The organism is Paraburkholderia sp. 22098 (genome assembly GCF_052045935.1).
GTDB classification, from domain to species: domain Bacteria; phylum Pseudomonadota; class Gammaproteobacteria; order Burkholderiales; family Burkholderiaceae; genus Paraburkholderia; species Paraburkholderia caledonica.
In genome coordinates, this window is record NZ_JBQEPV010000001.1 from 493,372 (window position 1) to 515,048 (window position 21,677).

Genomic DNA, 21,677 nt, shown 5'->3' on the forward strand with positions numbered 1-21,677 from the left:
GTTGGCAAACATGTAGGGCAGGGCGCGCGTCATTGCACGCTCAGTGCACGCGCTTGCTGCGACGGAACTGGTCGAACAGCACCGCGAGCAGCAGGATCCCGCCGCGAATCAGGTATTGATAAAAAGTCGGCACGTTCATCAGGCTCATTGCGTCCTGCACGGAACCCATGATCAGCACGCCCACCAGCACGCCGGAAATCGTCGCGACGCCGCCCGTCAGCGACACGCCGCCGAGCACGCACGCGGAGATCACGCCGAGTTCGAGACCGACCGACGTCTTCGGATCGCCGAGACTCATACGCGACGCAAGCATCACGCCCGCAAAGCCGGTGACGAGCCCTTGCAGCACGAACACGGTGATCTTGATGCGCGTGACGGGCAGCCCTGCGAGCAGCGCCGCCTCGCTGTTGCCGCCGACCGCCAGTACGTTCTTGCCGAACACGGTTTTCTTCAGCAGGAAACCGAACACCACGAAGCCGATGATGTTGCTCCAGATCGGATACGAAATGCCGAGGAATGAGCCGCCGCCCAGGTCGAAGAAGCGTTCTTCCGAGATCATCACCGCGTCGCCGCTCGACGTGATGAAGGCGAGGCCGCGCACGACTTCCATCATCGCGAGCGTGACGATCAGCGAATTGATCTTGTAGCGCGCGACCAGCACGCCGTTCACGAGGCCTACCGCGCCGCCTGCCAGCACGCCTGCGGCAACGCCGAGCAGTACGCTATGCGTCACGGTGATCAACGTGGATGCCACGACCCCCGCGAACGCCACGATCGACGCGACCGACAGATCGACCTCGCCGAGCGCAAGCACGAACATCATGGTCACGGAGATCGAGCCGATCAGCGTGACGGAAAGCAGCAGGCCCTGAATGTTTCGTGAACTCAAGAAGTCGGGCACGGTGAACGACAGCACCGCGAACAGGATGATGAAGACCATCACGATGCCGGACTTGTTGATCAGATCCCAGGTCCGCGCGGCGCGCGCGCTCAAGCCCGCGGAAGCGACGGCTGGCGTGGAGGGGTCGGTCGATGGTGTGTGCATGATGTGTGTTCCGTTTCAATGCCGCGTGGTTCGGTTCGACGGCGCGATTCAGTTGCTTTCGGTTCAGGTGCGTTCTTCAGGGGCCTTCATTTGTCTGGCGCCTGGGGCCAGCATGTGTTCTAGCGAGGCAGCGCGAGCTTGATGAGCGCATCGGGTGTCGCCTGTGCTTTCGGCAGATCGCCGACCAGGCGGCCTTCCTTCATTACGATCACGCGGTCGGTCACGCCGATTACTTCGGCAAGATCGCTCGACACCACGATCACCGTACGTCCCGCGTCCGCGAGCCCATACAGCAGACCGTAAATTTCGCTGCGCGCGCCGACGTCGATGCCGCGCGTGGGTTCGTCCATCAGGAACACGTCGATGTCTTCGGCGAGCCAGCGCGACAGAATCACCTTCTGCTGATTGCCGCCCGAGAGCGTGCCGATCGGCGTCTCGCCGTTGCGCGTCTTGATCGCGAGCTTGCCGATGAACTCTTTCGCGGTCTGCGCTTCCTTGCGTCCGTTCAGCACGTTGAAGCGGCTGAAGTGCCGGCGGCAACTGATGTTGAGGTTGTCCGAAACCGAAGCGATCGAAACAATGCCTTCCTGTTTGCGATCTTCGGGGCACAGCGCGACGCCTGCGCGCACTGCGTCGCGCGGCGTGGCGAAGCGCACCTGCTTGCCTTTGAGCGTGATGTCGCCGGCCGTGGGTTTGACCGCGCCGTAGATGAGCTTCATCAGTTCCGAGCGCCCGGCGCCGACAAGCCCGAAAAAGCCGACGATTTCGCCTTTGCGTGCCGAGAATGTAGCGGGCTCGCGCAGGCCCGGTCCCATCAATCCCTTGACGTCGAGTTGCACGTCGCCGACATCGCGCGTGCGATAGCCGTACACGTCGGCGATCGAACGGCCCACCATGCAGCTGATCAGACGGTCGCGGTCGAGGCCTTCGCCTGCGTCGAACGTGTCGATGCGGCGGCCGTCGCGAAACACGGTGACGCGATCGCACAGTTCGTAGACTTCATCCATCCGATGCGTGACGTAGATGATCGCGCGGCCTTCGGCACGCAACGCGCGAATGATCCGGAACAGCTGCGTAGTCTCGCGCGACGACAACGAACTGGTCGGTTCGTCGAATGCGATCACGCGCGCATCGCGCATCAGCGCCTTGCCGATTTCAATCATCTGACGCTGACCGATCGACAGATTTTTCACCTGCTGCGACGGATCGATTTTTTCGCCGAGGCGTTCGAGTTCGCGCACCGCGCGCGCGACGAGCGCCTTTTCGTCCAGCACACCGAAGCGGTTGGGCAGCGCGCCGAGCATCAGGTTTTCGGCCACCGTCAATTCCGGCACCAGATGCAGTTCCTGATAGATGATCGCGACACCCGCTGCGATTGCCGCCTTCGTCGTGGCGAACTGCTGCTCCACGCCATCGAGCGACAACGTGCCCGCCGCCGGCTGGTTCACGCCGGACAGGACCTTGAGCAGCGTCGATTTGCCGGCGCCGTTTTCGCCCATGAGGCCGTGCACTTCGCCGCGACGCACTTCGAGCGACACCTGGTCGAGCGCGAGCACGCCGGGAAAGCGCACGGTGATGCCGTCGAGTTGCAGATACGGCTCAGTCGAAGCGGGCACAGGCGAGGGCGTCTGTAGCGGCGCGTCGGCACCGCCAGGGGATGTCGCAGTGTGTGAGGACGTCATCAAAAAAACCTCAATGGTGGACAAGCTGTGCGGGCCGCTCTCGCGTCAGGCAAATGCGAGGCGCGGCCCGCCGCGTGCAAAGTCGAACGCGGCTTAGATGCCGAGTTCTTTACGCACGTCCTGCCAGTTGCTGCGCACCATCAACTTGCCGGTGGTCTGCGTATCGGCGGGCGGCTGCTTGCCGTCCTTGATCCACTCCACGAGGTTCTCGGTGCTCTCCTTGCCGTGCATCGTCGAGCTGACGGCGATCGTGCCGTAGAAGCCCGTCGGCTCTTTCTTCTGGAACTCGGCGAATGCCTCGCCTGCACCGTTGATGCCGACGCCGATCACGTCCGCCGCCGGAATATGCAGCTGCTCGGTAGCACGCACGCCGCCTAGCACGCTTTCCTCGTTGAGCGCGAAGATCACCCACTTCTTGATGTTTGGATGCTTGGCCAACACCGGCGACGACGCGTTGAAACCGCCTTCGTCGTCGGTCGTCTTTTGCGGCGCGTCGAAAATGTTTTCCTTCTTGAAGCCGCCGGCGAGCAGCGTTTCCGTCGCGCCGTCGGTGCGCAGTTTCGCGGTCGGCAGTTCGTAGTTCGTGATGCGCAGTGCACCGACTTCCTCGGGCTTCCAGCCGCGGCGCTTCATTTCGTCGCTGATTGCCTGGCCGACCTGGTTGCCGATCTTGAACGCGGACATGCCGAGGTGCGGCACATTGGCGAGCGGCTTGCCGCTGGAATCGACCAGTTGATCGTCGACGGTGACGAACTTCATGTTGTAGCGCTTGGCGCGCGCCTGAATGGCCGGTCCGAGACGCACGTCAGGCGCGCAGATCACGAAACCCTTCGCGCCCTGGGCGCCGAGATTGTCGATCGCGGACAGCACTTTCTCGCCGTCCGGCGTGCCGATGTTCACCACCGAAAAGCCGTCCTTCTGACCGAGCGCAGTCGCGGCCTTCTGTTCGTTGATAAACCACGCCTGCTCCGGCATCTTCACGAGGAAGCCTACTTTGAGCGGCTGGTCCGCGTGCGCGGAAAGTTGGGCGGCGAACGGCGCGGCGATTGCGGCGGCGGCGATCGCGGTTAGCGTCAAACGGCGAAGCTTGCTGGTCATGTCTGTCTCCTGAGGTTGAAAAGCTGCATTGATTTCGTTTATGTGCAGCGAGGCGATACGCGGCGGCGTTAGCCGGGGCGTAAAAACTTGGCGACGGGATCGAGGCGGGCGGCCGCGTGCAAAAAGGTCTTCACGATCAGCTCGCGACGTAGGCCGTTTTCACGGCCGTCCAGAATGCTGCGTCGGTCGAGCCATACGCGGACGCCTTGCGCCCGCCGCCGGGCGCGTGGTGCTCCACGGCCGTGGTCGGCAGATTGATCGTGACGAGACCGCTACGCACGTGACGGCGAAAATGCCGCGCGCGGCTGAGCGAGCGCGTGCAGATGCCGGCGCATAGACCATAAGCGGTGTCGTTCGCGAGATGCAGCGCGTGTTCGTAGTCGTCGGCGCGAAGTACGACCGCGAGCGGCCCGAAGATTTCCTCGCGCGCAATGCGATGTTCCGGCTCGCCGACGAACAGCGCGGGCTCGAAAAAGTAGCCGCGCGTGGCACGTTCCAGCTGACGGCCGCCGTGCAGCAATTGCGCGCCTTCCTGCTTGCCGATTTCCACGTAGTCGAGATCGCGTTCGAGTTGCGCGGCGTTCGCTACCGGGCCCATGTCCGCGCCGTGCTTGAGCGCATGGTCCACGGTGAGCCTGGCGAGCTTCGTCTGCAATGCGTCGACGAACGGCTCGAACATCGAGCGTTCGACGATCAACCGCGCCGCCGCCGTGCTGCGCTGACCGGTCGACCCGTATGCGCCGGTCAATGCGGCATCGACCGCGCTGTCGAGATCGGCGTCGGCCAGCACGACAAAGGGATTCTTGCCGCCCATTTCCAGTTGCACGCGCGCCTGGCGCGCGGCGGCGGCTTGCAGCACGCGCGTGCCGGTTTCCGCCGACCCGCTGAAGCTGATCGCCGCAACGAGCGGATGAGCGACGATTCGCGCGCCGACCTGCCGGCCGCTGCCCATCACGAGATTGAAGACGCCCGCCGGCAAACCGGCGCGGCTCACGATCGACGCGAGCGCCGCTGCGCAAGCCGGCGTGGATTCAGCCGGCTTGTAGACCACGCAATTGCCGTGCGCCAGCGCTGCGCCGATTTTCGCAGCAGCGATCGCGAGCGGCGCGCTCCACGGCGCGATGATGCCGACCACGCCGAGCGGTTCGCGCGTCATGTCGATTTCGACGCCCGCGCGCGCCGACGCAAGCGGTTCGGCATACGCGCGCTGTGCATCGGCGGCGAGGAGCTTGAACGTCTGACCTGCGCGCGTGGCCTCGGCCAACGCCTCGGGCAATGTCTTGCCGACTTCGCGCGCAAGCAGTCGGCCGAGTTCGTCGCGGCGCGCCAGCATTTCGCTGCCGATCGCGTCCAGCGCGTCCGCGCGACGCTGCGCCGAACTGAGCGACCACTCGCGGAAGGCGGCGCTTGCTGCGTCAATCGCGCTATCGGTTTGCCGGACGTCGGCGCGGACATATTCGCCGACGGGTTCGTCCAGATCCGACGGATTGAGCGAGACACCTGTGGTCGCACCCGTCTCCCATCCGCCATTGATGTAATGGCGCAGCGGGCTGGCAACGAGCGGGACGAGCGGATCGCGGTTCATCGACGGAAAGGCGCCACATGAGAAGCTTAAAGTCCACGAATGGTATGAGTGCGGGCAATAACTTTCCAATCCCTTTTTGAGCTACCCCGATAACAATTTCGGTATGGCATGATTGAGCCAATCCAAAAATATGGTTTCGGAGACAGGCGATGACGCGTAGCTACTCGAACTGGTTCGTCCGTGCGCGACTCAAGACGCGGCAGTTGTTGCTGCTCGCCGCAATGGAAGAAGAGGGCAACGTGCGTCGCGCCGCCGACGTGCTGGGCATGACGCAGCCGGCGGCTTCCCGCCTGCTGAAAGAACTCGAAGACATGCTCGGCGTGAGCCTCTTCGACCGAACGCCGCACGGCATGCATGCAACGCTGTACGGCGAGGTCATGATCCGTCACGCACGCATGGTGCTGTCCAATCTCAGCCACGCCCACGACGAAATCTCGGCGCTGCGCGCGGGACTCGCCGGGCAGGTGCGTATCGGCGTGATCGCAGCGGCGGCTGCCACCATGGTGCCGCGCGCCATCTCGAGTGTGAAGGAGCGTTATCCGCAGTTGCAGATCTGGGCGGAAGTCGAAACGTCAGATGTGATGCTGCCGCGGCTTGCCGAAGGTGAGCTCGACATCATGATCGGCCGCGTGCTCGAGCGCCAGAACCAGTTCAAAACCGAAGTTCGCTACGAACCGCTCGCCGACGAACCGCTGTGCGTGGTCGCGCGGCCGGGCCATCCTCTGGAAAACGAAGCGGGCCTGACGCTGCGCGGCATTGTCAACGCGAGCTGGGTATTGCATCCGCCGGGCAGTGTTTTGCGGCATCGCTTTGACCTGATGTTTTCGCAGATCGGCCTGAATCCGCCGCAGAACGTGGTGAACACCAACAACTTCCTCGCGATTTCCAGTTTGCTGCTCCAGAGCGACATGTTGGCGGTTTTGCCCGACGAAGTGGCGCGTCAGTACCAACAGTACGGTGTGTTGAAGCGCTTGCCGATTGATTTACCGTGCAGGATGGACACATTCGGTATCATCACGCGCCAGTCGCACCTGCTTTCTCCCGCGGCCTCAGTGGTGCTCGACGCGTTGCGCGAGGCGGCCGGCGAGGTTTATGGCGCACCCGCAGAGCAGGCCTTGGCTCGTTAAATGCTTCTTCCCGTCTATGTGGTGGCCGGTGGACGGCACGGGAGGGAGACAAAATGTACAACAAACACGGAAGACGGCAGCGCGCCGTCGACGACTCATTTTCGGTTCGCTCCGCTGGAGCGAGCGTCTGGTTTAGCAACGGCATGGCTCTCAAATCGACGATTTACAAGGCGGAATTGCAGATCGCCAATATGGACCGGCACTATTACGCCGACCATTCGCTCACCATCGCGCGTCATCCGTCGGAAACCGACGAACGGATGATGGTCCGCGTCGCCGCGTTCGCGCTCTTTGCGCAGGAACGGCTCGAGTTCTGCAAGGGATTGTCGGATGTCGACGAACCCGATCTGTGGCAAAAAGATCTGACCGGCGCGATCGAAACGTGGATCGAAGTCGGCCAGCCCGACGAGCGGCGCATCGCAAAGGCGAGCGGCCGTTCGAACGACGTGATCGTGATCGCGTACGGCGGACGTACTTCGGATATCTGGTGGCAGGGCGTGCGCAACAAGGTTGAGCGCATGCGCAATGTGACGGTCTGGTCGCTTGGCGAGAACGTCGCGGCGGAGTTGGGCGCGCTTGCGGAACGCACGATGCGGCTGCAATGCACGGTACAGGACGGCGAAGCGTGGCTCGGCAGCGCGGAAGCCGACGCGGTGAAAATCGAGTGGACGGTGTTGAAGGCGCCCGCCAACGGCTGAGACGTCTGCAACGTCAGCGACTCGCGGCTGACTTTGGGGCTCACCTTTAAAGCGACGTAACCCGCGCCGCTTCCGGCGGCCCTTTCAGTTCGACCATGTTGCCCTCCGGGTCGAACAGATACAGCGACGGGCCATAGCCGTCCGCGCCGTAGCGCAGCGCCTGCTCGCCAAGCCGTGCGCCGTGTTCGCTGAGATGCGCCTTGAGCGCGTCTACTTCGAACGGTTCCACGCGCAAACACACGTGATCCATGTTTCGCCCTGCGCCGGCCGCACCGTTTTCCGGGCGATCAAGCTTCGCGCCCACCTGCAGCAGGTCGATCAGCGAGCGGCCCGCGCGCAACTGCGTGAGACCCAGCTCGCGCTGCTCCTTCTCGAGGCTGCAACCGAGTACCTCGCAGTAGAAGCGCGCCATGACCTCGACATTCGACGCCCGAATCACCACGTGGTCGATCTCGCGAATATGGATTTTCATTTGGAACGTTTCCTCTGGCCGGCTTACGGAACGGATGAACCACCAGTTTATGAGAAAGCGGCGGCTCTGGAAGCCTTACGGTGAGGGCCAGATGCAGAACGTACAGACGAAAAAAAGCCCGCTCTGCTTGGAGCGGGCTGAATCCATATCAGGAGGAGACATGGAGGAGACAGGTACTAATATACACACGGGGTTGGTGCGACGCAATAACTTTTAAGGGAAAACCCGATATCGTGCAAATTTGTCGCACTCTGCGGCGAAACGAGCGCCTGGCGGGGGTTCAGCAGCCGCCCGCCATCGAGGAACCGCAATGACACAGCAAGAACCGGAGCGTAGTGTGTCGGCATGCGGCCTACATTGGTGAGCATCGAGAGCACCTATCCGGGACCATCATGAACCGCGCTGACAAGCCTGTTGACACTAGCCTCACTGCCGACACCGCCATCTGGAATTCCGACGACGACCGCTGGGAAGCCGTCACTCGCCGCGATCCGCTCGCGGACGGCGCTTTCTTCTACGGCGTGAAGACGACGGGTGTGTTCTGCCGTCCGTCCTGCGCTTCGCGCCAGCCGCGTCGCGAGAATGTCGCCTTCTTCGCAGACGCCGGCGGCGCACGCGCTGCGGGCTTCCGCGATTGCAAGCGCTGCCAGCCGGGCGGATTGCCGCGCGAACTGGAGATCGTAAACCGCGCGTGCGCCGCGCTCGACGCCGATCCGCAGCAACGTCTCACGCTCGCCCAATTGAGCGACGCCGTGCACGTGAGCCCGTTTCATCTTCAGCGGCTGTTCAAGCGCGTGGTGGGCGTGTCGCCGCGGCAGTACCAGGCCGCGCAACGCGGCGCCGCGTTGCGCGACGCGCTCAAAAGTGGCGCGGACGTCACGCGTGCGACGCTGGACGCCGGCTTCAACTCGCCTTCGCGGATGTACGACAGCGCATCGGCGGAATTGGGCATGGCGCCGTCGGAATATCGCCGCAAGGGTGCGGGACTGACGGTCCGGTACGCGAGCGCGCCAACATCGCTCGGCTTCGTGCTGGTGGCCGCGACCGACAAAGGCATCTGCAAAATCGGTTTTGGCGACGACGACGCCTTCCTCGTCGATGAATTGCGCGGCGAATTCGCCAACGCGGCTCTGCTCGACGATCCCGAGCGGCTCGCACCGTTCATCGCTCAGATCGACGCGTATCTGCGCGGTACGCGTCAGGACTTCGACCTGCCGCTCGATATTGCAGCGACCGCCTTCCGGCAGCGTGTGTGGGACGCGCTGCGGCGCATCCCGTATGGCCAGACGCGCAGCTACACCGAGATCGCCGAGGCGGTCGGCGCGCCGCGCGCCGTGCGCGCCGTGGCGAGCGCGTGCGCGACGAACCCGGTCGCGCTCGCCATTCCGTGTCATCGCGTCGTGCAAAAGGGCGGGGCGCTTGCGGGCTATCGCTGGGGCCTGCCGCGCAAGGCTGCTCTTCTCGATAACGAAGCAGAGCACGCGCGCAACGTTTCCGCAGATGAACCCAGCCATTCCCAGACGGGTCCTATTGAAACCGTCGCTACCAAACTGGACCACGCCGCGTGAGCACGCTTGACGAAGTCGCAACCCTGGAACTGCCGTACAAATCGCCGTTCGACTGGCCGCGCCTGCTGCGCTTTTTCGGCGGACGGGCGACGCCCGGCGTCGAGACAGTTGAAGACGGCGCCTATCGCCGCGCAATCGAACGGGACGGCGACAGTGGCACGCTCAGCGTGCGCCAGCATCCACGCAAGCGCTGTCTCGTTGCAAGCATCGAGGGACCGGTGAGCCGTCACGCCGATGCGCTTGCAACACCCATCGCGAGGATCTTCGATCTGCACGCCGAGGCGAAGAAAATCGGCGCCGCCCTGGCCGCCGACCCTTGGCTCGCGCCGCTGATCGAAGCGGCGCCGGGTCTGCGCGTGCCGGGTGCGTGGTCCGGCTTCGAACTCGTGGTACGTGCGATCGTCGGCCAGCAGATCAGCGTGAAGGCCGCGACAACCATCATCGGACGATTGGTACAGCGAGCGGGCGAGCGTATCGAAGGGCATCCGCACGCAAGCACCGCGTGGCGTTTTCCGACGCCAGACGCCCTGGCAACAGTCGATCTTGCGCAAATCGGCATGCCGGGCAAACGCGTCGCGGCGCTGCAGGGTTTCGCGCGCGCCGTCGCGAGCGGCGACGTGCCGCTCGACAGCGCGACCGCCGACGCGCACAGCCTGCGCACGGAATTACTCGCCTTGCCGGGCATCGGCCCGTGGACGGTCGAGTACGTCGCGATGCGCGCGTGGCGCGATGCCGACGCGTGGCCTGCGCTCGACCTCGTGTTGATGCAGTCGATCTCGGCGCGCGATCCGTCGCTCGTTCGGGCGACGCAGCAACGCGCACGCACCGATGCATGGCGACCGTGGCGCGCTTACGCGGCGATGCATCTGTGGAATGAAGTAGCGGACCGCGCCGGTGCCGCGCGTGGCGGCTAGCTGCACTTGCTGGTTCGCGGAGGTTGGCGACACGCCCAGGCCGCTCCGTCGCGCCGCATCGACCGCGCGTGCGACACGCGACGCCGCCCGTTACAAACCCTACCGCCGCAATACCGAAATACCCCGAATTCCCGTGGCCAGATTCGCGAATCCGGCGTGAAAACAGTCGGTCAGACCGGCCGGAACATCCCGCCGAGGCGGCCTCAAGCAGGCGCCGTGGCGAGATGTTAAAGTGCCCGCTACTGAAAATTCCGCCGAACGTTGTCGACCGCACGCTGCTGCCAGCGAGCAGCAAAGCGGCACATGGCGGCCGACAACGCCCGACTCGCATCAATGCCAAACACCACACAATCCCGCACGACCGACGCGTTCTCGCACCGCCTGTCCGTGCTGACTTCTGGCCCGCAACGCGACGCGCTGCTGCATGGCCTGCGCGGCATAGAAAGAGAAAGCCTGCGCGTGAAGCACAATGGCGAACTCGCGTTGACGCCGCATCCGCGCGCGCTTGGATCGGCGCTCACGCATCCTTCGCTGACCACCGACTATTCCGAAGCGCTGCTCGAACTGATTACGCCGGCCGAGCAGGACGTCGCGCTGACGCTCGATAAGCTCGACCGGCTGCATCGCTTTGTGTACGCAGAACTCGGCGACGAGATTCTGTGGAACAACTCGATGCCCGGCCTCTTGCCCGATACCGACGACGGCATTCCAATCGCGAACTACGGCACCTCCAATATTGGCAAGCTGAAGTACGTGTATCGCATCGGCCTTGCGCTGCGTTACGGTCGCACGATGCAGTGCATTGCTGGCATCCACTACAACTATTCGCTGAACGAGGAAGTCTGGCGGCTATTGCATGCGGATCAGCAATCCACCGCGAGCGCCGTCGATTTCCAGTCGGATCGTTATCTCGCGCTGATCCGAAATTTCCGCCGCACCAACTGGCTGCTGATGTATCTGTTCGGCGCGTCGCCGGCGCTCGATCGCCGCTTCTTGCGCGGGCGCAAACATACGCTGGAAACCTTCGACGCAGACACGTTGTACCGCCCATATGCAACCAGCCTGCGCATGAGCGATCTCGGCTACTCGAACACCACCGCGCAAGCGGCGCTGCATGCCGACTACGACACGCTGCCCGGTTATCTCGACGCGCTTGCGAAGGCCGTCAGCCAACCGTATCCGGCATACGAGGCAATCGGTACGCAGCGAAACGGCGAGTGGGTGCAGATCAACACGAACGTGCTGCAGATCGAAAACGAGTTTTACTCGACGATCCGTCCTAAGCGCGTGACGTACCCCGGCGAGCGTCCTTTGCACGCGCTGGCCGCGCGCGGCGTGCAATACGTCGAAGTGCGCTGCATGGACATCGACCCATTCGAGCCGGTTGGTATTTCTCTGGAGACGTCACGCTTTCTGGACGCCTATCTGCTCGTGTGCGCGCTCGACGACAGCGCGCCATTGCCGCCGCAGCCTTACGCGGAGGCCAACCAGAACTTCGCGCGCGTAACGACCGAAGGGCGCAAGCCCGGCCTCGAACTGATCCGTGACGGCCATCCGGTCGCGATGGTCGAGTGGGCCGAAGAGCTATTCGTCAAGATCGAAGCCGCGGCAGCCACGCTCGACGCACTGCAGGGCGGCGACGCGCACGCGCGCTCGGTTGCCGTTCAGCGGGCGAAGCTTGCCGATCCGTCGCTTACGCCATCGGCGCGGGTGTTGCAGACGATGCGCGACAAGCAGCAGAGCTTCCTCGAATTCGGTCTGGAACAAAGCGAAGCGCACGGGGCCTACTTCCGCGCGCGTCCGCTGGAGCCGGGCGAGGCCAAGGAGTTTGCAGAACTGGCCAAACAATCGCTCGAGGAGCAGGCAAAGCTCGAACGCGAAGAAGTAGGCTCGTTCGATGCATTTGTTGCCGCTTATCGGGCGTATACGTTGAATCGTTTCAGCGTCTGAGCGAACCGGCTCACGTGCGCGAAGCAACGTGCGAAAGCGGCTCGAGTAGCCGCTTTTTTTATTGCGCGGTGCATGCGCGGTAACGGCTACGTCATCGACGCGGACAACAGCGGGCGCGTCGGCAAAACGTTCACGACTTCGACGTTTCTTTGACGTAGAGGAAACGCCCTCCGCGCGTAACGGTCCAAACTATTACGACATGCTAGCGAGAGGGAGGATCAACGTGATGAAGCAAAGTCTGTTGCCCGCACTGTGCATTGCGACGGCGGTTGCCGCGACCGCATGTTCAACGCAAGGACAAGTCGATCCCGACGTTATGCAGATAGCAACCACGCCCCTGACCTGTTCGAACAAAGCTCAGTGCGACCTCTGGTGGCAGCGCGCGCAGACGTGGGGCACGAACAACTCAAAATATAAAGTCGAATCCGCGACCGACACGCTGATTCAGACGGCCGGCCCCGATGGCGGCAAACGCGCGCTGGCATATCAGATCACCCGGACCGCAAACCCCGACGGCACCGCGACGATCGGCTTCGCCGCACATTGCGATGGATCGCTTGGCTGCACGCCCAACCCATGGGAAGCGGGCGCCGACTTCAAGCAATACGTTCGAGGCGCCGCTGCGGGTACACAGAAACCCGATGTGAAGCCGTCGCAGCCCGCACCCACCGCCATGCATCCCGACGCGTTGCAAGGGCAGTCGGTGGCGCCGACGACTGGCGAAGCCGTAAGTCAATGAGCAAAGCGTTGCGCGCCGGTCAATGTCCCATGGAAGGACCGACGCCTTTGCGCGGTTTGGTGATCCACACGAGCACCGCAAGCACGAGGAACGCCGCGCACGATATGCGGAAGAAGTCGTTCGTGGCGAGCATATAAGCCTGCGCAGTCACCACCTGCTCGAGCTGCGCGGTAATGCTGCCACCGGAAAAGCCGACGCCGGCGAGTGCATCGGTGTACGCATTCGTATTCGGCGTGTAGACGTTCACGTTGTCGACCAGCATCGCATGATGGCGGATCGTGTCGTTTTCCCAATACGTCGTACTGATCGCAGTTCCGATCGCCCCCGACAAGGTCCGGAAAAAGTTCGATAAACCCGACGCGCTTGCGAGCCGTTCGTCGGATACGCTCGATAGCGTGATGGTTGTCATCGGCACAAAGAAGCACGCCACGCCGATGCCCTGCACGATACGCGGCCAGATGACGTGGTTAAACGGCACGTCGAGCGTGAAAGTCGAGTTCCAGAACGACACGAACGCGAACACGATGAACGCGAAACTCGCCACCACGCGCAAATTCAACCGATGCATGTTCTTGCCGATCATCGGCGAGAGAACGAGGGCGAGTAAGCCGACCGGCGCGGTGGCGAGACCGGCGAGGCCTGCCGTATAGCCCATCACGGTTTGCAGCCACAGCGGGAATATCACCACCGAGCCGAAGAACGCCATGAAGCCGAACGAGATGATCAGCACGCCAAGCGCGAAGTTGCGGTCCTTGAACAGCGAAAGGTCGACCACGGGTTCTTTCTCGGTCATCTCCCACACCAGCATGAACGCAATCGACACGACCGCGATCACTGCAAGCGTCACGATAAACGTCGAGTTGAACCAGTCGCGGTCCTTGCCGAGGTCGAGCACCATCTGCAGGCACGCCACGCCGATTACGAGCAAGGTGAGACCGACCGCGTCGATACGCTGCTGCGTGGTCTTCGTTTCCCGGCCGCGCAGCAGCACGAACGCGCAGCCCGCGGAGAAAAGGCCGATCGGCACGTTGATGTAGAAGATCCACGGCCACGTGTAGTTGTCGGTGATATAGCCGCCCATTACCGGCCCGAAGATCGGCGCGCAGATGACGGTCATCGCCCAAAGCCCGAGTGCGAGCCCGCGTTTTTCCGGCGGATACGAGCGCATCAGAATGGTCTGCGAAAGCGGCACCATCGGCCCGGACACAAGGCCTTGAAACAGCCGAAACATGATCAGCGACTCGAAATTCTGCGCGAAACCGCACAGCGCCGAGGCGATCGTGAAGAGCAGCACGGACAGCGTGAAGAGCCGCACTTCGCCGACGCGCCGCGCCAACCATCCTGTGAGCGGCACAGCAATCGCCGAGGCCACCGAATACGACGAGATCACCCACGTGCCCTGGCTGGTCGCCACGCCGAGACTGCCGGAGATGGTCGGCACGGCCACGTTGGCAATCGACGTGTCCAGCACCTCCATGAAGGTGCCGAGCGCGAGGCCCACCGTCAGCAGCGCGAGCGCGCCGCCCGTTAGCGGCGCAGGTTCGGCTGCGGGTGGAGTGGCGGGTTGGGCCGCCGGTCCCGTAGCGTTGGAAGCCGCAGCGTCCATAGGTTTTCTCCTCAGCGCGGAAAAGATTGTTGTGCCACGTTTATCGCGTCGTTTCAGCCGTCGCGCATATATGCACCATCACACTCTGCCCAGACAGAGATATATGCGCAGTACAGCCCTGTAGTGCGCGCCCCAGCTACCGCTTGCCGTTTTTCGGCGATGAATCGTGAAGCGGCTCGTCGGCCAATTCATCCGGCGAGCACAATCCGCAATCAGCGCTCGAATCCGGATCGACGCCGTTGGCAATAAAACGGCCAAGCAGATCGATCAGCGTGGCAAGGTCGGCGGCGGTGAAGCCGCGCAACTGTTCGTTCAGCACCGCAGCGCCAATATCCGGCAACTGCCGCGCCGCGTCGTGACCGCGCGGCGTCAGTTCTAGCTTGATCATGCGTCGATCAGCGTCACTGCGTGTGCGCGACACGAAGCCCTTGTTTTCAAGTCGGTCCAGAAGACGCGTCATCGACCCGCTGTCATACGACATCACGCGAGACAACTCGAACGGCGTGTTCGCCCGGCCCGCCGCCAGCATCAGAATGACGCCGATCTGCTGCGCGGTCAGGCCTAGCGGCTTAACCGCGCGGTCGGTGCGCTCAACCAGCACGTTACGAGCCTTCGACAGGTAGTAGCCGAGACTGGACTCGAGCTGGATTTCATCTGCTTTGTAGGGGCCGTCTGTCATCTTGTATCCGGAACATCGCTGGGCAGGCGAAGTTTAGCTGCCTAAGCAGGAAGATCAATGGCGATTCTCGTAGCCCGCCCCAAAGGAACAGCCAAAAAACAACAGCGCACCCACACATCGCGCATCAGTATCTTGAAATTTACTTGCATAGTCAATATTATACGAAGCAACGAGTTACGCGTTCCGCGCCACCCGAGACCATGTTCTGACCGCTTTTTTGTCCGCCGTCGATGCGGCGTGACCCAAGGATGTTCCTCCCATGCTGTACCTGAAAAATACCCTCGGCGGTTTAGGCCGCTCATTGACCGATTCAGCTTTGCATAGCTTCCAGGGCCCGCATCGCTGGTGGAAGCTCGCGCTGTTTGCAGTGTTGTTTGTACTGCCCGGCGGATCGGTAGGGGTCGCGATTCTGGCGTGGGTCGAGCATCGGCGCGGGCGCAAGAGTTCGAGCAGCGCATCTGTCGAAATCGCAGCGGAGCCGGTGCGCCTGGTCGGCACTGCCGCCCCCGCGCACAACCCGGCGAGCGCCTGCCAATCTCGCGGCGACGCTCCATGTCGGGCAGCTGCGGGCAAGCTCGCGCGCAAGCCCGCATCGGCGGAATCGCGAGTCGACTCGCGGGCGTGACAGCGGCCGCTTCGCCGCTTTCATCGAAAGCCAAGCCACTCGCCAGTAACAGCGCGTAACCTTCGCGACACCGTCAGTAACACACCTACATCGCTCGCCGCATTAACCTTTCTGTTTCCCGCGCCCAGCGGGCTCTTACGCTAACATACCGGCAAACCATACCGGCCGGCGCCGTCATCGGCGGCATCGCGGCGTCCAGAAGGAAATCAATGCATGCAGTCTGACCGAATCTCGTCCGCGCGGACCTTTGCGCCGCGCGTCCTGACCCTCGCGGTAGCTGTGTCCGTCGCGGGCCTCGTGGCCGCGTGCGCGGTCGGTCCGGATTACAAGCGTCCAGACGCCGAGATTCCCGCCTCGTACAAGGAAGCCGCACCCGGCTGGAAAGTCGCGCAACCATCGGACCAGCAGGATCGCGGCGCATGGTGGACCGTCTATCAGGATCCGCAGCTCGATGCGCTCGAAGAGAAGCTGAACGCCGCGAATCAGACCGTCGCCCAATTTGCGGCTGCGTACCGTCAGGCCCGAGCCCTGGTCGGTGAGGCGCGCGCGGCATATTTCCCTACGGTCGGCTTGTCCGCGGGCGCTACGCGCTCCGGCAGCGGTGTTTCGTCGAATGCGGTAGCAGCGAGCGGGAGCAACCGCTCGGGCGTCATCAACAGCTACAACCTGCAACTCGACGCCAGCTGGGAACCCGATCTATGGGGCTCGGTGGGTCGTTCCGTGAATGCGCAGAAGGCGGGCCAACAAAGCGCCGCCGCCGATCTGGCCAACGCGCGTCTATCCGCGCAGGCCACGCTCGCGCAGACGTATTTCGCGCTGCGCTCGCTCGATTCGAACCAGAAGCTGCTCGACGAAACCGTCGCTGCCTATCAACGCTCGCTGCAACTCACGCAGAACCAGTACGCCGCGGGCGTGGCCGCGCGCTCGGATGTCATTCAGGCGCAAACGCAGCTGCAATCGGCGCAGGCCGCCGCGATCGACAACGGCGTTCAGCGCGCGCAGGACGAACACGCGATCGCGGTGCTCGTGGGCGAACCGGCTTCCACGTTTTCAATTCCGCCGATGCCGCTCACCGCAACGCCCCCCGCCGTGCCCGCGCAAATGCCGTCCGCGCTGCTGGAGCGGCGGCCCGACATCGCGTCGGCGGAGCGCAAGGCTGCGGCGGCCAACGAACAGATCGGCATTGCAATTGCCGCCTTCTTCCCGTCGCTCACTTTGTCGGCGAGCGGCGGCTTCCAGAGTTCGTTGTTCTCGCAACTGCTGACCGCGCCGTCACGCTTCTGGACCGTCGGCCCGCAACTCGCGGCGACCCTGTTCGACGCCGGCCTGCGCCGCGCGCAAACCGAAGCCGCCCGGGCGGCCTATGACCAGAACGTCGCGACCTATCGCCAAACGGTGCTGACCGCGTTCCAGGACGTCGAGGACAACCTCGCGTCGCAGCGCATCCTTGAACAGGAAATCGTGGTGCAGCAGCAGGCCGTGGAATCCGCGCGCCAGGCGCTTGCCATCGTGACGAACGAATACAAGGCCGGCACGGTGGGATTCGTGAACGTCCTCACCGCGCAAACCACGGCGTTCACGGCCGAACAGAAGCTGCAGACCATCGCAGGTCAACGGATGGTGTCGTCGGTCGGTCTGGTCAAGGCGCTGGGCGGCGGCTGGGACGTCACCCAGATGAACCGCGAAACCGGCGATGTAGCCGCACCAGCGCCATTGCCAGCGCCATCCACGTCACCGGCGACGCCGGTTGCACGGCGCGATGACCCGCAGACGTCAATGCCCGCTCAGGCGCAGATACAAGCGCAAAGCAAATAGCACTCGCGGGCGTGAGCAAGCGCGACAGGGCGCTGAAATACGAAAGAGGCATGAGCGGCTAACGGAGCCGGGCATGCCTCTTTTTCATTCTGTCTGAGAACTCGCACGGCTGAACGTAAGCGCGGCTTCCCCGTTGCCGCGCCAAACCGCGCTCAATGAGCGAAAGACAACGTGACGGTGTCCGGTCCGCTCGGCCGTCCCAGCAAATTCAGCAGTCCCGCGAGATTGTCGCGAGCCTCGGGCGCGGACGTCGCCGTTCCGTGAAATGACGTGGAAGCCGGCGACACGACACCTCGGCCGTTCAGCATCAGCGGGCCTTTGATTGTGCGCAACTCGATCGTCGACGAGACGCCCTCCGCCTGGAACACGAGCTGGTACGAGCCGAGCGGCTTCACCGGCGATACGCGCGAACTCACGTCGCTCAGCGCGACTGTCAGTTGGCCGAACGCCTCGCGGTTGAAGCTGCGCCAGTCGGACCACGAAAGCCGCACGTCGCCCTGCAGATCCAGCGTGTTGAAAGGCGCGCCCAGACCGCTTAGCAGCGAAGCAGGGACGCCGATCGTGCCCGGCGTGACGTTCGCGCTGCGCGGCGTCGCGTCGATGGTAATCGGATCGGGCATCGCCTCGCTATGGCGCATGGTCATGCGCACACGGCCGGTGAAAAGCGGCCAGAACGCCGTGCGCCATTCGATCCGTCCCGGCAGCAGCGTCGCGGCGCTCATGTCGGAGCCGGCCGCCAGCATCAACGTAGCCGAGCCGTGCCACAGCGAACCGCTCGGATCGACGAGGTTCACATGGCCGCCGCTCTGGCGGGCAAATTGCGGCGTGATCCACGCAGCGGGTAATAGCGCGAGCATCACGGCGGCGTTCGAAAAGACCGCGACCAGCACCCAGGGCAGCACGGCGCGCAGGCGCCGCATCCAGTAAGTCATGCGAGATCCCGTGACAGCGCGGTCATTTCGCCGTGGATGGCTGCAACGACGCAGTGACATCCACCTGGCCGTCTTCTTTCAGCGCGGTCACGTGCGCCTCGGAAACCTGCACCTTGAACTGGCGGCGCACGTCGTCGACCCACGCCGTCCACGCGGGAAACGACGCGTTCTTCATCTGCACCTGCACTGCGTTGCCGATCACCTGCACTTGCGTGGCCGCAAGCCCATGATCGCCCAGCGACGCGGTGAGCGCGTCCTTCAGCGCACCGCCGGTCGGCGCAACGCCCTGTGCCGCCGCCGAAAGCTGTCGCGCTTCGTTGGCCTGCGCGGTCATCTGCGCAAGCTGCCGCTGCAAGGTGGGCAGCGATTCACGCAGACGCGCGCGGCCCTCCTGCGCCGGCGCCCACAACACCGACCACGCGATCACCACTGCGAGCACGCCGCCGCCCCACGTCAGCAACGCTTTTTCGCGATCGGTTCGCTGGTACCAGAAGCCCGCCCAGGTTTGCGCAAGTTCAGCTTTCATTGTCCGTTCCTAATGGTCCACTTGCCGGTGTTGCTGTCGATCGCGCCGCTCAGTCCATTACGCGCAAGGCGTTTGGCGAAATCCGGGTCGAGCTTCACTTCGGGTTTGAAGGTAACGTCGAGACGCCGGTCGTGATAATCGAGCGCGGCGATGCCGTTGACCGGCACAGGCGGGAGCGACCTCGCGAGGCCATCGGCGAGCGACAGAAAATCGCCCGGCGAAAGCTCACCGGCGGCCACGCGCAGTTGCTGCAACTGACGCGACATCTGATCGGGCGCATCGAGCACGACCGTCGTCTTCGGAAAGGTGGTCAGCAGAAGCTCGGTCATCTGCGTGCTGATCGCGTCGCGCTGACGCGAAAGCATCAACCACTGCACATTTGCACCGACGATGGCGACCACCAGCGCGCCGAGCGCGAGCAGCACCGGCAGGCGCAAACGGCGCAGCGTCGCGCGGTCGAGCCGCCACGGCTGCGACGCAAATTCGAACTGGCAGAGATCGAAGCGGCATGTGAGCGCGCGGCGCGCAAGCTGCTCGAAGGGCAGGGGACTCGCGCCGTGCACGAGCGCGCCGAGACGTGCCGGACTGCTCGCACCAAGACTCGGCTCGTTGCCCGGAACCTCAGTCAGCATATAGAGCGAAACCGGCGTTGCGCCGGCGAGCGCGGCAAGCGTCGCGTTAACCGCATTTGCAGGCACGGCAAGGCCTTCGCCTTGCGCGCCGCGGGCAATTGCCAGCTCCAGGCGCGGCATGCCGCTTTCGACGGCGCCTTCCAGCAGCATTGCGGGCGCAGTCTGAACCACCGTGCCGAGCACCGCCGCTACCATCGGCACGATTTCGGGTGAAGCGTCGGGCGCGACGTCGGCCGCACCCGGCACCGGCGCAGCGTCTGCGAGCGACGCGCCCGCCATGGCGGTCTCGGTCGCACTCACGGTTTCGGCGACTTCGGCCGGCACGGCGGACAACGTTGCTTCCGGCAGACAACGCGTAACCGGCACGGCGCGCAGACTCCGGTGGCCGGCTGCGGAAAAAGCTTCGTAGATGAAGCGGAACCATCCACGGTCGATGATCGCCAGCATTTGACGACCGCCCGCGGCCGATTGCGAATCGACGGCAATATGGCAGGTTTGCGGGTCCTGAATCAGTTGATCTTCGACGATATTCGGCAATGCCTGGCGCAGCTTCGGGCCGCGCAGCGGCGGCAGCGTGGCGGGCATCATCAGCAGGTCGCGCGCGGCAACCATCAGCACCGTCGACGTGGCGCGCGGCAGCAGCGCAAGCGCCGAGCGGCCGGCGCGCTGCGTGCGTCCCGACTTGTCGAGCAGCACGAATGGCAAGTCCGGCAGTTGCCATTCCTGCGACGGCACCGCCGGATCACGCGGCGGCAATAAGACGATCAGCGTGCTCAAAGGCCACTCTCTTCTGGAAAGGCGTTGTTCATAGTTGGTCTTGCACCCGCACGATACGTGTAGTGTGAGTCAAAGCATCGCGATAGACGAGCGTCGTGCGATCCACCTCGGCGCGCTCGTGCTGCACGCGCCCGTGAATCAGGAAGTAGTTCGTATTGACGTCATACTGATTCGGATCGACTGAGACGATCTGCGCACCCGCGCCGCGCAAAGCAAGCTGCACGTCGCCGGCATTATGAAAAAACACCGTCTGCCGGCGCGCGACGAATGCCTGCGCGGACGACAGACTCATACCCGGCACAATCGCGGCGATGACCTCCGCGGAGGCCGTGTTCATGTTGACCGCGGACACCGTCGGCAGCACGGTGACGAAGGGCCGTAAGCGGGCGACCATCTCCGGCGTATAGCCGGGAATGTCGAGCAGCGAGTCGACGCTGGTCATTTGCAACGGCGCGTGCGCCGCGCTGTCGTCGCCCTCTTCGATACCGGGCTTGTCCGTAAAGCCGCCGCTCGTTGCGCCGCCTTGAATGGGCGCCGTCGCCGTCGTACCGGACGTCGACGTGACAGTCTGAAAACGCGTTGCCGACTGTGCGAGGCTCGCACGCACTTGCACGGCGGTATTTTTAGCGAGCTGGCCGCTCAAGCCGAGCGACACGAGCAGACGCTGGTATGCGCCGATCTGTTCCGTGTCCAGTTGCATGACCCCGGGCGCGGGGCTCGCAACCAGGTTGCGCAGATTGAACTTGGCCTGCGCGTCTTCAATCGATCCCGACAGATAGGTGGCGGCGCCCTGCTGAGCCCGCACCTCGCCGATCTGGCCGAGGAAATCGGAAAGTCTCGTCTTGGCGATCGGCACGCCCCACACGCCGCCCAGATACGTGATGCCTGCGGAAGTATCGCCTTCAGAGCGAAGAATCAGACGCGTCCAGTCGAGCGCACCGCGCGAGACCCATTGGGCCTGCGCGAGCAGGCGCTGATTCTCGATTCGGCGAACCTGCACCTGTTGGCGCCACAGCATGCCGGAGACCAGAATGGCCGACAGCGCCACCACGAGCAACGCGCTGATGATGGCCGCGCCGCGCTGTCGTCCCTGTGCCTGGCGGCCGTGTCCGCATCGCATTGCCCGACGTTGCGTCAGGCCACGCGAGGCATCGATCGAGGCCGAATAAAGGGCAGAACGTCGCGCATGAAGCCAGGAGAATCTCAT

At 63.8% G+C, this 21,677-nt stretch carries 19 protein-coding genes; 8 read left to right on the forward strand and 11 right to left on the reverse strand.

Annotated features, from left to right (window positions below):
- Positions 1 to 40 precede the first annotated feature (40 nt).
- The 4 genes from araH to ACTJLB_RS02245 all read right to left on the reverse strand — a co-directional run bounded on the left by araH (position 41) and on the right by ACTJLB_RS02245 (position 5,410).
- Positions 41 to 1,045 carry an L-arabinose ABC transporter permease AraH gene (gene araH / locus ACTJLB_RS02230; RefSeq protein ID WP_020067363.1) on the reverse strand — a complete coding sequence of 335 codons (1,005 nt, stop codon included), beginning with the start codon at positions 1,043 to 1,045 and terminating at the stop codon, positions 41 to 43.
- A 119-nt stretch (positions 1,046 to 1,164) separates the two neighbouring features.
- Positions 1,165 to 2,727, reverse strand: a complete 1,563-nt coding sequence (gene araG, locus ACTJLB_RS02235) for an L-arabinose ABC transporter ATP-binding protein AraG (protein ID WP_440782326.1) — start codon at positions 2,725 to 2,727, stop codon at positions 1,165 to 1,167.
- Between the two features lie 93 nt (positions 2,728 to 2,820).
- Positions 2,821 to 3,825: an arabinose ABC transporter substrate-binding protein gene (locus ACTJLB_RS02240; protein ID WP_204522603.1), complete on the reverse strand. Its 1,005-nt coding sequence runs from the start codon at positions 3,823 to 3,825 to the stop codon at positions 2,821 to 2,823.
- 136 nt (positions 3,826 to 3,961) lie between these two features.
- Positions 3,962 to 5,410, reverse strand: a complete 1,449-nt coding sequence (locus ACTJLB_RS02245) for an aldehyde dehydrogenase family protein (protein ID WP_440782327.1) — start codon at positions 5,408 to 5,410, stop codon at positions 3,962 to 3,964.
- Between the two features lie 149 nt (positions 5,411 to 5,559).
- Here ACTJLB_RS02245 and ACTJLB_RS02250 point away from each other — a divergent pair, with 149 nt between their 5' ends.
- Together ACTJLB_RS02250 and ACTJLB_RS02255 are read left to right on the forward strand one after the other, a co-directional pair.
- Positions 5,560 to 6,537, forward strand: coding sequence for a LysR family transcriptional regulator (locus ACTJLB_RS02250; protein WP_440782328.1), 978 nt, complete (start codon positions 5,560 to 5,562; stop codon positions 6,535 to 6,537).
- Positions 6,538 to 6,680: 143 nt separating this feature from the next.
- Positions 6,681 to 7,235 carry a YaeQ family protein gene (locus ACTJLB_RS02255; RefSeq protein WP_027776868.1) on the forward strand — a complete coding sequence of 185 codons (555 nt, stop codon included), beginning with the start codon at positions 6,681 to 6,683 and terminating at the stop codon, positions 7,233 to 7,235.
- A 46-nt stretch (positions 7,236 to 7,281) separates the two neighbouring features.
- Here the strand turns inward: ACTJLB_RS02255 and ACTJLB_RS02260 are convergent, their stop codons facing one another.
- A complete protein-coding gene (locus tag ACTJLB_RS02260; RefSeq protein ID WP_440782329.1) occupies positions 7,282 to 7,707 on the reverse strand; it encodes a VOC family protein in 426 nt (141 codons plus the stop codon).
- A gap of 392 nt (positions 7,708 to 8,099) precedes the next feature.
- On the opposite strand from ACTJLB_RS02260, the gene ada reads away from it, so the two are divergent.
- The 4 genes from ada (at position 8,100) to ACTJLB_RS02280 (ending at position 12,878) form a co-directional block, all read left to right on the forward strand.
- Positions 8,100 to 9,275, forward strand: coding sequence for a bifunctional DNA-binding transcriptional regulator/O6-methylguanine-DNA methyltransferase Ada (ada, locus tag ACTJLB_RS02265; protein ID WP_440782331.1), 1,176 nt, complete (start codon positions 8,100 to 8,102; stop codon positions 9,273 to 9,275).
- Complete coding sequence (locus ACTJLB_RS02270; protein ID WP_440782332.1) at positions 9,272 to 10,189, forward strand: DNA-3-methyladenine glycosylase family protein; 918 nt, start codon at positions 9,272 to 9,274, stop codon at positions 10,187 to 10,189. Before ada ends, ACTJLB_RS02270 begins: the two co-directional genes overlap by 4 nt.
- A 333-nt stretch (positions 10,190 to 10,522) precedes the next feature.
- Positions 10,523 to 12,139 (forward strand): glutamate--cysteine ligase, encoded by a 1,617-nt coding sequence (gene gshA, locus ACTJLB_RS02275; RefSeq protein ID WP_440782333.1) that lies wholly within the window; start codon positions 10,523 to 10,525, stop codon positions 12,137 to 12,139.
- A 226-nt stretch (positions 12,140 to 12,365) separates the two neighbouring features.
- Entirely contained in the window at positions 12,366 to 12,878 is a 513-nt protein-coding gene (locus tag ACTJLB_RS02280) for a hypothetical protein (RefSeq protein WP_440782334.1), read from the forward strand.
- Positions 12,879 to 12,897: 19 nt separating this feature from the next.
- Here the strand turns inward: ACTJLB_RS02280 and ACTJLB_RS02285 are convergent, their stop codons facing one another.
- A complete protein-coding gene (locus ACTJLB_RS02285) occupies positions 12,898 to 14,484 on the reverse strand; it encodes a DHA2 family efflux MFS transporter permease subunit (RefSeq protein ID WP_440782335.1) in 1,587 nt (528 codons plus the stop codon).
- Between the two features lie 136 nt (positions 14,485 to 14,620).
- The gene (locus tag ACTJLB_RS02290; RefSeq protein WP_440782336.1) at positions 14,621 to 15,163 is read right to left on the reverse strand and encodes a MarR family winged helix-turn-helix transcriptional regulator; all 543 of its coding nucleotides are present in this window, start codon (positions 15,161 to 15,163) and stop codon (positions 14,621 to 14,623) included.
- A 259-nt stretch (positions 15,164 to 15,422) separates the two neighbouring features.
- Here ACTJLB_RS02290 and ACTJLB_RS02295 point away from each other — a divergent pair, with 259 nt between their 5' ends.
- Both ACTJLB_RS02295 and ACTJLB_RS02300 read left to right on the forward strand, forming a co-directional pair.
- Positions 15,423 to 15,788, forward strand: a complete 366-nt coding sequence (locus ACTJLB_RS02295; protein ID WP_440782338.1) for a hypothetical protein — start codon at positions 15,423 to 15,425, stop codon at positions 15,786 to 15,788.
- Positions 15,789 to 16,001: 213 nt separating this feature from the next.
- On the forward strand, positions 16,002 to 17,603 hold the full coding sequence (locus tag ACTJLB_RS02300) for an efflux transporter outer membrane subunit (RefSeq protein WP_440782339.1): 1,602 nt from the start codon (positions 16,002 to 16,004) through the stop codon (positions 17,601 to 17,603).
- A 152-nt stretch (positions 17,604 to 17,755) separates the two neighbouring features.
- On the opposite strand, the gene ACTJLB_RS02305 is transcribed toward ACTJLB_RS02300, so the two are convergent.
- From ACTJLB_RS02305 to gspK, 4 genes are read right to left on the reverse strand one after another with little or no spacing between them, the layout of a single operon-like run.
- Positions 17,756 to 18,535 carry a type II secretion system protein N gene (locus tag ACTJLB_RS02305; protein WP_440782340.1) on the reverse strand — a complete coding sequence of 260 codons (780 nt, stop codon included), beginning with the start codon at positions 18,533 to 18,535 and terminating at the stop codon, positions 17,756 to 17,758.
- Positions 18,536 to 18,557: 22 nt separating this feature from the next.
- Positions 18,558 to 19,061: a type II secretion system protein M gene (locus ACTJLB_RS02310; RefSeq protein ID WP_440782341.1), complete on the reverse strand. Its 504-nt coding sequence runs from the start codon at positions 19,059 to 19,061 to the stop codon at positions 18,558 to 18,560.
- Positions 19,058 to 20,470, reverse strand: coding sequence for a type II secretion system protein GspL (gene gspL, locus ACTJLB_RS02315; protein ID WP_440782342.1), 1,413 nt, complete (start codon positions 20,468 to 20,470; stop codon positions 19,058 to 19,060). The genes ACTJLB_RS02310 and gspL overlap by 4 nt, the downstream gene beginning before the upstream one ends.
- 28 nt (positions 20,471 to 20,498) lie before the next feature.
- Positions 20,499 to 21,677 carry a type II secretion system minor pseudopilin GspK gene (gene gspK / locus ACTJLB_RS02320; protein ID WP_440782343.1) on the reverse strand — a complete coding sequence of 393 codons (1,179 nt, stop codon included), beginning with the start codon at positions 21,675 to 21,677 and terminating at the stop codon, positions 20,499 to 20,501.

Bases quoted from the DNA above. Each gene is read 5' to 3' on its own strand.
- araH (WP_020067363.1), bottom strand. From the start codon at position 1,045: ATGCACACACCATCGACCGACCCCTCCACGCCAGCCGTCGCTTCCGCG.
- araG (WP_440782326.1), bottom strand. From the start codon at position 2,727: ATGACGTCCTCACACACTGCGACATCCCCTGGCGGTGCCGACGCGCCG.
- ACTJLB_RS02240 (WP_204522603.1), bottom strand. From the start codon at position 3,825: ATGACCAGCAAGCTTCGCCGTTTGACGCTAACCGCGATCGCCGCCGCC.
- ACTJLB_RS02245 (WP_440782327.1), bottom strand. From the start codon at position 5,410: ATGAACCGCGATCCGCTCGTCCCGCTCGTTGCCAGCCCGCTGCGCCAT.
- ACTJLB_RS02250 (WP_440782328.1), top strand. From the start codon at position 5,560: ATGACGCGTAGCTACTCGAACTGGTTCGTCCGTGCGCGACTCAAGACG.
- ACTJLB_RS02255 (WP_027776868.1), top strand. From the start codon at position 6,681: ATGGCTCTCAAATCGACGATTTACAAGGCGGAATTGCAGATCGCCAAT.
- ACTJLB_RS02260 (WP_440782329.1), bottom strand. From the start codon at position 7,707: ATGAAAATCCATATTCGCGAGATCGACCACGTGGTGATTCGGGCGTCG.
- ada (WP_440782331.1), top strand. From the start codon at position 8,100: ATGAACCGCGCTGACAAGCCTGTTGACACTAGCCTCACTGCCGACACC.
- gshA (WP_440782333.1), top strand. From the start codon at position 10,523: ATGCCAAACACCACACAATCCCGCACGACCGACGCGTTCTCGCACCGC.
- ACTJLB_RS02280 (WP_440782334.1), top strand. From the start codon at position 12,366: ATGAAGCAAAGTCTGTTGCCCGCACTGTGCATTGCGACGGCGGTTGCC.
- ACTJLB_RS02285 (WP_440782335.1), bottom strand. From the start codon at position 14,484: ATGGACGCTGCGGCTTCCAACGCTACGGGACCGGCGGCCCAACCCGCC.
- ACTJLB_RS02290 (WP_440782336.1), bottom strand. From the start codon at position 15,163: ATGACAGACGGCCCCTACAAAGCAGATGAAATCCAGCTCGAGTCCAGT.
- ACTJLB_RS02295 (WP_440782338.1), top strand. From the start codon at position 15,423: ATGCTGTACCTGAAAAATACCCTCGGCGGTTTAGGCCGCTCATTGACC.
- ACTJLB_RS02300 (WP_440782339.1), top strand. From the start codon at position 16,002: ATGCAGTCTGACCGAATCTCGTCCGCGCGGACCTTTGCGCCGCGCGTC.
- ACTJLB_RS02305 (WP_440782340.1), bottom strand. From the start codon at position 18,535: ATGACTTACTGGATGCGGCGCCTGCGCGCCGTGCTGCCCTGGGTGCTG.
- ACTJLB_RS02310 (WP_440782341.1), bottom strand. From the start codon at position 19,061: ATGAAAGCTGAACTTGCGCAAACCTGGGCGGGCTTCTGGTACCAGCGA.
- gspK (WP_440782343.1), bottom strand. From the start codon at position 21,677: ATGAGATTCTCCTGGCTTCATGCGCGACGTTCTGCCCTTTATTCGGCC.